Source organism: Moorena sp. SIO3H5 (genome assembly GCF_010692395.1).
In the GTDB taxonomy this organism is placed as follows: Bacteria; Cyanobacteriota; Cyanobacteriia; order Cyanobacteriales; family Coleofasciculaceae; genus Moorena.
In genome coordinates this window covers 1-11,146 of sequence record NZ_JAAHHS010000259.1, presented here as the reverse complement: position 1 = coordinate 11,146, position 11,146 = coordinate 1, and the positions used below count along the sequence as shown (strand labels likewise).

Here is an 11,146-nt window from a genome sequence, read left to right as displayed (position 1 = left end):
ATAATCTATCCCTTGACAACCTATAATTGTTCGCTTTAGTATAAAACAAGGTTCATTATAGGTTGGGATTAAGATATCCACAGAAGGATTAAACCTTCCTGAAATGACATCTAATGATAACTGGGAAGCCTGAGCGCTACGGTTTTTCACCCTTAACATTAAAAATAGCTGGATAATACTGCTGGTTAGCAACAACATTTCCAGGAAAAATAATCCTAGGCTAAAGAAAGCATTAAGGGGATCCACTAAATTCAGGGTAGAGAAGATTCGCCAGAGCAGATATCGTGCCAATAGTGCTAGCAAAACCCCCACCACTAGATTTCTAGACCAAGTGCGAGGACGGGGAGAGATTTTCGTGACCCCCAGAACAACTACCATTAAGATAATTGTTGGTAGCAATAAATAGTGTTGCTGATTAACAATTGGTGCTTCCAACCACATCGGTGGGTTTCTTTGCCAGATATCCAGCTGAGCAAATAGCTGGGTAATCTGCCCCTGACCAGCCAACCAAGCTAGAGCGATCGCACTAAAACTAGTAACTAAAATCAGGATCACGACCGTTGCAGCTCGTAACCTAAATAGTCGTTTGTTAGAAGAACACCTAGAGTTTGGGTAGCTAACTTTGGGAACTGTCATATCTAAAAACAGGTATAGCGCTGTGTGCGGAAAATAGTAAATAGGAAATTAAAAAGCGTGGTATAATAAAGGTTATAGCAATTATTTAATCCTTGAATTTTTAAACACCATTACACCCATTGCCATCTTATAACCTGTTATTTTAAACTCAACCTAAATCCTAAAATAGGATGGCAATAATCTAGATTATATTGATAAGAGATTAATATAACCTGAGCCAACTATTAAAATTTACTTAACTTGCCTATTTCGGGATCTATTAATCTATCCAAAAAAATTGATTAGCTAGAGTTTAGAATTATTCACTAAATTTTTTAACAAAAACTCAGGCTACTGCCAGCGAAGACTAGACATAATAGCAAATAGAGTAATGTTTCCACGAGATAGATAATCTGATGAAGCTTAACTATTTAGCCATCTTTGGTGCTACTGCTTTTTTAAGCGTAGGTTGTGTAGCAGGAGTACCTGAGAATCAGAGTACTGTTCAGGCAAAACCCTCTACCTCTACGTCTAGGACAACCAAGATCGATGTGTCCACCGTTCCAGCTGCTGAACCAACTGGAACAGTGGCACAGGCAACAAGTAGATCAGGAAATTTTGTAACAGCAGCCCATTCTACTCAAGGCATGGTAAGTTTAGTCACAGACAATGGACAACGTTACCTGAAGTTTGACGAAACCTTTAAGACAGATAACGGACCCGATCTAATGGTGCTGTTGCACCGCCAAACTGTACCCAAATCCTACAGTAAGGAAAATTATGAAAGTCTTGGTCGTCTTCAGCAGGTCAGTGGCACTCAACGGTACCGTATCCCTGCTGATGTTAATCCAGAAGACTTTAGCTCTGTAGTCATTTGGTGCCGTAAATTCAACGTCACCTTTGGCTACGCCACCCTTAGTAATTAGTAGCACTAATTACTAACTAATAATTAAGGCAAGTTGCTAAGGACTAACGACTAAACAGCCTATAGTATAGGCTGACAAAAAATTCCTTGACTGGAAACGCTAAATAGGTTATGGGATTAATCGTCACAATGATGTTACGCACATCACGAGTGGCTAGATTAAGGATTTGCTGGGCTACCCAATCCCCTGACATGACCCCAACTGGATTGAGATTACTTTTAAATGGTCCGAGGATTACTTTACGTATTACACAAGGAGCATCTAGACGACGCAGGGTAACTAGGTCTCCTAGGGTACGTTTGCTCAGTTCATACAAAGGACTAAAGGCTGGATTAACTTCCGCTTCCGAAGTATTAACCCAAACTTCCTTGCGAGCAATATCTTGATTAGTCCGAACAGTAGATAAAAACATCTCTAGCAACCGCCAACTTGATAATGTGTTGACCTCGTAGGATTTTGCGATCGCATCGGCTGTCCGTTCTTGATGAACATTAATGCCGTGATTGAGAATTAGAATATCCACATTTTCCAGATGTGGAGCTAGTTCAGACTCTTTACTCACTTGCCAAGTCAAGGTTTTTACTGGCAAGCTTTCACCATTGACATTTAACGTAACAGTTTGTTCTTGGGAGGTCAGAGCAATCACTTTTGCTCCCCGTTGCTGGAGATGGTACAACAGTGACTGTCCCAGAGTTCCCGATGCTCCCGTCACTGCAATAGTTTTTCCTTGGAGGGATAGTGCTGTCCCCATCAGTTTGTCTACTAAAGTGAATGTGCCGCCATAGTAAGCCTTTTGGTTATCAAAGTGATGTCGCCAATGGTAGCTGCGATTCACCATCCAAGGGGAAGGAGGATAGAGGAATGGACCCGGAAGGTGGGTCATATCAGTCAACTTATCGGCTCCCTTGATGCCATAGCCACGAGCGATCGCACCCAATAGAAATACCATAGTGTACACAGAACCAGTCAAAGCTGCCCAATGCAGATCTGGTGTCCAGGTATAAGCCAACCACCATAGCACCAAGCCTAACATTAGCATGACCAAGGCTTCTGGTACATCATTACGCCAGTGCGCCTGTCGGTATATGGTATCACTGACAGCAGTTAAATCCTGACGGAAGACCCGATGATGCCACACATGCAAGCGATACAGAGGTGTCCAGTGATGGGACAGGAGGTGATAGAAGTCTCGCACCAGTTCTACCCACAGAATAGAACCCAGTCCCAAAACTCCTATACCTAGCCAGAAATCTACCATGAACATGATTATGATGCCTAGAGTGAACAGTAACTTGTTGTGTTGGCAAATTGCCCATTCACATCATAATTAGGTAGGTACAAATAAAACTAAGATGCTGAGGGTGAACCATTAACACTCACCCTTCACCCGTCAACTTTCACCTATCAACTGTTACCTATCAACCCTGGCCTTAAGGCCGTAGGCCACGCTGCGCGAACGGCCACGGGTGCGCGTTCAACCCTCAACCTTCAACCTTCAACATACCATCTTCCATATAAGACACTTGGTCAGCTACATCGATAATACGAGGATCGTGGGTTACCATTAGCACTGTGCAGCCTTTTTCCTTAGCCAGACGACGCAGCAACTCAATCACTGTATGACCACTGTGAGAGTCCAAGGCTGCTGTTGGCTCATCTGCCATAATTAGGGGTGGCTCTTTAGCTAAAGCCCGCGCGATCGCTACCCGTTGCTTCTGTCCCCCTGACAAGTCACTCGGTCTAAGATGTCCTTTCCCCTCTAAACCAACCTGCTCTAATAACGTTTTTGCCTGCTGTCGAGCATTTAACCCCCGAATTCCCTTAATGTTTAGCACAACTTCCACATTCTCTGTTGCTGTCAGTGCCGGAAATAGGTTGAAGTGTTGGAAAATAAAGCCAATATGTTCCCGGCGAAACTCTGCCAGCTTAGTTCTAGACATACTGGTAATTTCTTGACCCAGTAAATAGACTTTTCCGAGTGTCGGGGTCAGTAATCCCGCCAATATTGACAAAAAGGTAGTCTTGCCAGAGCCAGACGGTCCCATTAAAAGTTGGATATCACCACGTTTGACTTCCCAGTCTATTCCTTTGAGAACTGGAACACGGTTTTGTCCTGACTGGAAGTCCATCTGCACCCCTTTAGCAAGAATGGAGCGTACACCATATTTAGGTAAATCTATAACTTTAGATACTTTAGAGCCGCCCTTAATCAGTTTTTTGGGAAACACCATATATTAAAATATAGCAGCACCAGTTGACTAGACTCTTAGGTCGTACTGCTTGAAATTGACGACTCCCCATCGCTAAAGCTAGGGGATTCTGGCAGGTTTATGGGTGAACCGGCGAGCTACACCCAATAGAAACGTTTTGTTTCACATCAGATGGACTCGCCATAAGTCCTACTGCTAGAGATAAGACTTACTATGCTACATCTTATCTATAGATGCGTTTTGTCGGATACTTGTTCCGACTGCTTCTACTTCACCCTTATATTGCTAAGCATCGTAGATAAAAGCCTAGGTGGAAGCTAAACCTGTTAACTTACATAGGCTGAGCTTACGCTACAGCAATCGATTCGGAATTAACAAGGAATCGCCTAAATTTAGTTCCCCAAACCCAGGTCTTATATTCCTGTCCTTACCAGCAGTCCTAGTTTCTAAGACCGATGATACTGCTTGGTTGTTTTTTTGCCAACGAAGCTTTTTGACTTGGTTATCGTCAAAGCGCGTTTTTGATGCTACCAACTTCTTAGCACAATTCCCAGAAAAAGGCTCTCCTATACCACGCTCACCAAGCACGGATAGAGTGCGGTACTCCCTCCCTAACCATTAATTCTGGCAGATAGCTATCACACAATTTCAAGTATAACAGAAATCTCATCGACTAGGACTATTCCCATGCCATAAAGCTAGAGGTGAAGATAGCTGATTGCTGATTCCTCAATGCTTAACCCCTTTTCGCGCTTTGAGAAACCCAAGGCAGCAATTGATTAACATCTAGCAAAAAGACAGTCAAAGATGTATTTTCTTGGGGGATCACCGCAACATGACTAGCAATTCCCAGGGTATCAGCTTGACGAAAAGACTCTGGTAGGGTACGAATATCAGTCATGGAAACCTCTATCAAATTCGGTGTTTTGAGTACAGGGATACCAAATCCTTCACCCATTGTATTTTGAACAATCAGCAGGAAACGTGCTGGGTTAGAAGTGCTGATTTGGGTAGATTTAAATAACCGGCGATGCAAGTCGATAATAGGAATTTCGTCGTCATCGATATGGGCAATGCCTATATCATTAAGTCCACTACTATAAACAGTTGTGTAATTAATTACCTTGTTGACACGGTCAATCGGAAAGGCGAAATTGATTGTTTCTATTCTAAAGACCACTAATTTCAATAATGATGTAGCCTTCTGATTTGTCAATCGATTATTATCACTAAGCTGGGAGTCAATTAAATTATTTTTCATGATGTCGATTCATCGTATTAAAAAAAGTATGAAGGATGAAAAAATATAAGTATTCTGATCAAGATTTAGAAGCAATAGGAATTGAATGGAGTAACTCACCAAACTAAGTTTGTAAACTTAGGATTAAAAGTATAATGATGGAGGATAATTCAAGGATATATTTGCAAGTATAGCACTACAAATTAAAGTTAGGACATTGCTAAAAGCTCAAAAGCTTTTGTAGTAAGCTATTGCCTCTTGCTAGCATGCCTATTGCCTTGCGCGTAGCGCTATAACTGATTAGTCGTGGACACCCTTCAATAAGCTAATTGCTTATTGCTTTGAGCTAAAGCCTGATGAGGAATGGCTGATAGTACATCAAGTAGCACTGTAGCGCATTAGCTTATCAATGAATACTTAAACTTCAGATTTACTTTCTTTAATAAGATTTTTGATTTTCCCAAGAAAATCTTGTTCAATATAAGGTTTAGTAAAGTAAGCATTAGCCCCCAAATGCATTGCCAAACGCTGATGTTTTTCACTGCTACGGGAGGTAAGCATTGCTATAGGAATTTTTGATAACTGAGGGTCTTGGCGACGTTGACCAAGAAACTCAAAACCGTTCATATTCGGCATTTCAATATCACAAATTATCATCTGGACTTTGGAACTTTGCCGCAATTGTTCCAAAGCTTCGTGTCCATCCCGAGCTTGTAACACTCGGTAACCTGCTTTTTGCAAGCTCATAGCCAAGGTTCGTCGTAAACCTGTCGAATCATCAACAATTAAAATTGTGGGAACTGGAGCAGTTTGAGCAGGAGTTTGAGTCCGGTTAACCGATGACTTTTTCTTAGTGGTAGCTTTGAGTATATCAGACAAGCTTCTCGGTTTAGTCTCTTGATGGCTTTGACCTAAAAATTGCTCTAGCAGGGCATTACTATCTATCACCGGAATTAAACTACCATCCCCCAGGATGGTACAACCATAGGTATAACTGGGAGCCGCAAGGGCTTTGCCAAAGGGTTTAATCACTAGCTCTTGCTCTGTGATCACGCGATCGATTTCTAACGCAAAAGCTTGCTGGTCTCGACGCATTACTACCATAGGTAACGCCCAATCTTCAGGGGTCGGAACATAAACTAAAGCTTTGCTAGGAGTACTTTCTCTGACTGGACAGTTATATTCCAAAAGATCAGACATGGTATAAGTGGGAACCATTTGTCCGCGCCAGAGCAAAAACCGTTTTGTCCCAGATTTTTGCATCTGATCCCCCTTGGGAACCACAATTTCTTCAATACTGTCTGATGGTAAAGCGATAACAATTGGACCGACTGTAGCAATTAGTAATTTAGCAATGGTTAGAGTTAACGGCAGCCGTAGGGTAAAGGTTGTACCCTTACCTGGGGATGAAGTGACAGAGATTTTACCTTTGAGAGCTCGAATTTGAGAGCGTACTACATCTAAACCTACTCCCCTACCAGACAGTTCACTGACTTTAGCTGCGGTGGAAAATCCTGGCTCAAAAATCATCTTTAACAGGCGGGATGGGGGAGCTTTAGCAATTTGTTTGGCTGACAACAATCCATTGACCAATACTTGGTTACGAATGCGTTCAATATTGAGACCTTCACCGTCATCCTTGACTTGAATGATGGTTTGATTGCCTTTATGGTAAGCCCGAATTTCAATTTTCCCTTCCTCTGCTTTACCTCGTTTCCGCCGAATTTCAGGGGATTCAATACCATGATCAAAAGCATTCCGGAGTAAGTGTAGTAAGGGGTCATAGAGTTTTTCCAGGACTGCTCTATCCACCAAAACCCCTGTACCACTAAGCTTGAGTTTGGCTGGTTTGTGGTGTTGGGTAGAAAGATCCCGTAAAGCCCGAGGAAAGCGGTTGAGTACTTGACCCAGAGGCAACATCCGCGCCCACATCAGCTCGTCTCGTAGCTGAGAAAGCATTTGCCGCTGTTGTTCCAAGGTGTGATCAGACTGCTGGGCAAATAGGGTTATATCCCCCACCGCTTCTTTAAGCAGCATCATTTCTTCTTGTAGTCCTTGGATCAAAGAATGGACATTGCTATAGCTATCCATTTCCAAGGAATCAAACAGGGGTTTGTTCAATGGGTCTGATTCACTGTCTAGGCTCTTTTGGCCTGACCACGTTACCGATTGCTGGGGTGAGTTTCTCTCACCGACAGAATTCGTCCCTTGCTGATTCCACTCATTCTTACTAAGGGAGGCAAAGCTAGGATTTGAGACCATTGATCCAGCACTTGAGGCACTCGCTAGACTCTGATCAGATAACTCTTGTAATTGACTAACAAAGGTTTGACAAAGGTCAAATCTTTGGGTGAGCTCCCGCACTGCTGCTTGTAATTGTTCATTTTGCAGGCCAATACTATTGCGGTTGATCACCAGTTCCCCGACCTGATTGTTCATCCGTTCTAGTCGCTTTAAGTTAACTCGGACTGAACTGTCAGGGGAAATAGAGGTTGGACTTTGGCTGGGATGCTCTGATGGCTTAGAAGTAGCTCGATTAGCTTGAATAGGTTGATGCTGCTGGGATTTAGCCGATTTAGTGGGTTGGTTAATAGCTAATTCATTGGCTAAAAATGCCGCTGCTGGTAGCGTTGGTGATGATGGAACATCTGAAGCAGGCATATTCTGGAGCGGTGGCAGGCTTTCAAAGATTTGTTCAATCTTTTCCACAGCAGCTTCCAGGGTTTTTGGTACCTCTAGGGATGAGTTCTTGAGGGGAGCAGAAGCAGTGCTTGATGGATTGGGCGAGTTCGCTACTGGTTTAGATCCTAGGGTAGGGTCAGCCTTAGCGTTACTCAGGTCTTGCTCGGAGTGTGGGACAGTTTCTGTGCTCGGGGAAATGGTTTCCTCTGGGAAAGATGCTTCTGCCTCTTGGACTGGGTTAACTTGATCCTCTGAAGGCGTAGATTGATCAGATGGTAGGTCTTGACTGACTTGCGCCAAGTCACTAGTTTTGAGATCAGCAACAATCGGTGGGGTCAGAGGAACTTTCTCAGCTGACAGGTTCACTTGGGGCTGCTGGGCAGTGGTTTCCTGGGCTAGAGCAACGTCTTCAAAGAGTAAGGTCTGTTGATCTTGGTTAAAATTACTAAAAATATCAGTAACATCAACTGAGTCGGTAACCTTCCAAGATGGTGGGTCAACAGTTGCTTGATCTAAGTCAGTTTCTTGATGGGCAAGGGTGGGTGAGGTTTCGAAAATCTCTTCCGCTAGTGGATTGAGTTGAGATGCTTGGGTAGCGGTTTGCTCAGATAAGGTAAAGTCTTCAAAAGAATTGGTTGCTTCGCCTAGGTTAAAGTCACTAAAGATATCTTCAAATTCAGTGGTGGTATTTATACTATTTGTGATGTCATTAGCCGGAGTAGCAGGGGCTTGTGTTAAAGCCACTAGAGCAGTCGATGGATTTCCCCCTTGAGTGCGATCGCCTGCTAGTACAGCAGCGCGTCCTGTTGTAAAATCAGCTAGGGCAAGTTCAATAATTTTCAGCACTTGGTGGGGATGTTGCTCTACTGCTGCTACAGCGGTTTCGGCAATCGCTCCAAATCCCGACAAGTTCAGTAACTCGGCAAAGCCAGCGAATACGTCTGCTTGTGCCTTTAATTCCCCCACGACCTCATAATTTTGAGGATTGGCTAAAACCGCAGCAAGACGTTCTAGTCCCTGAGCCACATCAACCTCAAAAATAGAGGATACAATATCAATACCTAAGTCACCGGAACTAGGAATGTAGTTATGAACCTGTGCCAGGGCATCACCAAGTCGTTCTTCAATGTGGGCATAAGTGGATTGAGCAGTGGATAGGGCTCGCTCTGGGTCAAAATAGCCTTGCTCAATTTGCTGCATTAGGGGGTTCCGGAGGCAGTCATAAGCTTTGAGCAGCAAGCTTTCTAGTTCAGTATCAAGTTGTACCTCGTCGCTGTAGAAAGCCTTGAAGATATCTTCGAGACGATGAGCCAAAGTTTTAATTGCCTCTAGCCCAACACTGGCAGCACCTCCCTTGATGGAGTGAGCGGCTCGCATTAAATCGTGGATCTTAGCCGTGGTTCGTTCTTGCTGGAGATTCAGTAAGCCTGTCTCGATCAGTTGCAACAGCTCTGGTGCCTCTTCGATAAAAAACTGATAGGCTTGGTCTTGGATCTCAGAGTGAGTTGCCATGGTTATTCATTGGTCATTGGTCATTGGTCATTGGTCATTGGTCATTGGTCATTAACAACATACTAATCACTACAATGACACTAACTCACCTTGAACTTGCCCACACTATCTTGGAGTTGCTCAGCCACTGTTAGCAGTTCTTTGAACGAGTTAGATACTTGGCTGACTTCTGTGGAGGTTCTATTCGCGATCGCTGCTACGTCAGTCATAGTTTCAGTAACTGATTCGCTCGCTTGGGTTTGTTCAACAGCTGTGATGGCAATTGCTTTGACCAACTCATTGATCTTGACCGTTACGGCAGTAATTTGATTCAAACTCTGCCTGGTGTCATCCACCAGTTGAGTCCCAACTACCACTTGCTCAGTTCCCTCTTCCATAGCGGCTGCCACCTCATTGGTTTCCGCCTGAATGTCTGCTACCAGCTTTTCAATTTCCGCCGTTGCCTCCGCCGATTGATGGGCCAAGGCTCGTACTTCATCAGCAACTACCGCAAAGCCTCGACCAGCTTCCCCAGCACGAGCTGCCTCAATAGCAGCATTGAGGGCTAACATATTGGTTTGCTCAGCAAAACCACTAATCAGGTTGACTACCTTAGAAATCTTTTGGGACGATTCCCCAAGACGTTTGACTTTCTTAGCCGTACTACCTACAGTTTCCCGAATGGCCATAAAACCTTCTACAGTGCGGTTCATAGCAGCATCTCCGGCTTCTACCGTTTGAGCTGCTTGTTTGACTGCAGCTTCGGCTTCAGAAGCACTGACAGCCACAGAGCGAGTTGAGACTGTCATGTCATGAATTTTTTGTAAAGCATTAGCAATTTCCTCTGCCTGTCGTAAAGCTTCTGTGGATAGGTCTCGGATCGCTGCTTCATCTTGAGTAGTGGTGGTAGTGACTTGCTTGGTTGCCTGTTGGACTTGCAGTACAAGTTTTCGCAAGCTTTCGATGGTAGCATTGTAGGAATCGGCAATAGTTCCCAATTCATCGGCAGTCACGTGGGCTCGAATTGTGAGGTCTCCTTTACTAACTGGCTCTACTTCCATCAACAGTTCTAGAGCACGCTTTTGCAGATCCTCTTTGAGCTGGCGCTGTTCCTGAGCAAGATTTTCTGCTTTTTGGCGGGCTGCCTCCATTTGTTCTAAGGATGTGGCTCGCTGCATAACATTACCCAGCTGAACAGATAACTGCGTCAGGAAAATGATTTCAGACTCTTGCCACTGGTGTGGAGCCGTACAATGATGAGCAATAAGTAAACCGTAGAGTGTTTCTCCGTGGACAATTGGTGTCACTAAATTTGCTTTGATTTGCAATAGTTCCATCAACTTCTGGTGGTCACGATGAAAACTTGCTTCAAAGACATTATTGGTGGCAACGACACGTCCATGTTTGTAGCCATCAATCAGCTGCTGTGGAATACAAGCATCTTCAATTTTTTTCTTAAGCATATTGTCAACTGCTTTGGGCCAACCGGGTTGAACTGCCTCGAATCCAATGTAGCCACTACCATCAGGATTCAGGCGGTAGATAACTACCCGGTCAGCATTCAATTGATTGAGGGCTTTTTCCACCGCTTCTTGGAAGAGAGCTTTGAGGTCAAGAGATTTTTCAATCGGGGTAGTAGCAAAGTTAATAATTACCTCTGCCCGATTTGCCTCTTGACTTAGCACCTTTTGCTGACTGGTAACACTGTCAGCCATTTCATTAAACGTCTTGGCGAGCTTACCGATCTCATCGTTAGTGATCAGATTGCTTCGGAGGTGACGTGACCCTTGAGTAAATTGCTCGGCTAAGTTTTGTAGCTGTTGGATCGGTTTAGCAATGGCTCGTCCTAGCAGAATAGCTAGTAATATATCAGCAGTCAAAGCCAAAATCACTACTAACAACTGTAACAGTAGGTTGTCGGTGAGCAGGAAGTTTAGTTGAGCTTCTGAGGTTCCCCTTTTGGTAAGGGGAACCTCAGAAGA

At 44.0% G+C, this 11,146-nt stretch carries 7 protein-coding genes and 1 pseudogene; 1 reads left to right on the top strand and 7 read right to left on the bottom strand.

All coding sequences use genetic code 11. The features are described from left to right. Positions 1-636 (bottom strand): annotated as a pseudogene (locus tag F6K52_RS24045) (cellulose synthase catalytic subunit); the annotation flags it as partial. A 395-nt stretch (positions 637-1,031) separates the two neighbouring features. Here F6K52_RS24045 and F6K52_RS24040 point away from each other — a divergent pair. Further along, positions 1,032-1,541 carry a DM13 domain-containing protein gene (locus F6K52_RS24040; protein ID WP_293083808.1) on the top strand — a complete coding sequence of 170 codons (510 nt, stop codon included), beginning with the start codon at positions 1,032-1,034 and terminating at the stop codon, positions 1,539-1,541. 43 nt (positions 1,542-1,584) lie between these two features. Here the strand turns inward: F6K52_RS24040 and F6K52_RS24035 are convergent, their stop codons facing one another. The 6 genes from F6K52_RS24035 to F6K52_RS24010 form a co-directional block, all read right to left on the bottom strand. Beyond that, positions 1,585-2,799: a bifunctional sterol desaturase/short chain dehydrogenase gene (locus tag F6K52_RS24035; protein WP_293083813.1), complete on the bottom strand. Its 1,215-nt coding sequence runs from the start codon at positions 2,797-2,799 to the stop codon at positions 1,585-1,587. Positions 2,800-3,022: 223 nt separating this feature from the next. Further along, on the bottom strand, positions 3,023-3,772 hold the full coding sequence (locus tag F6K52_RS24030; protein WP_364419394.1) for an ABC transporter ATP-binding protein: 750 nt from the start codon (positions 3,770-3,772) through the stop codon (positions 3,023-3,025). A gap of 330 nt (positions 3,773-4,102) precedes the next feature. Beyond that, on the bottom strand, positions 4,103-4,339 hold the full coding sequence (locus F6K52_RS24025; protein ID WP_293083805.1) for a hypothetical protein: 237 nt from the start codon (positions 4,337-4,339) through the stop codon (positions 4,103-4,105). 148 nt (positions 4,340-4,487) lie between these two features. Beyond that, positions 4,488-5,012: a chemotaxis protein CheW gene (locus F6K52_RS24020; protein WP_293083802.1), complete on the bottom strand. Its 525-nt coding sequence runs from the start codon at positions 5,010-5,012 to the stop codon at positions 4,488-4,490. A gap of 396 nt (positions 5,013-5,408) precedes the next feature. Next, positions 5,409-9,185 (bottom strand): hybrid sensor histidine kinase/response regulator, encoded by a 3,777-nt coding sequence (locus F6K52_RS24015; protein ID WP_293083798.1) that lies wholly within the window; start codon positions 9,183-9,185, stop codon positions 5,409-5,411. A gap of 80 nt (positions 9,186-9,265) precedes the next feature. Beyond that, on the bottom strand, positions 9,266-11,146 hold a 1,881-nt coding region (locus tag F6K52_RS24010; RefSeq protein ID WP_293083795.1), incomplete at its 5' end, for a methyl-accepting chemotaxis protein.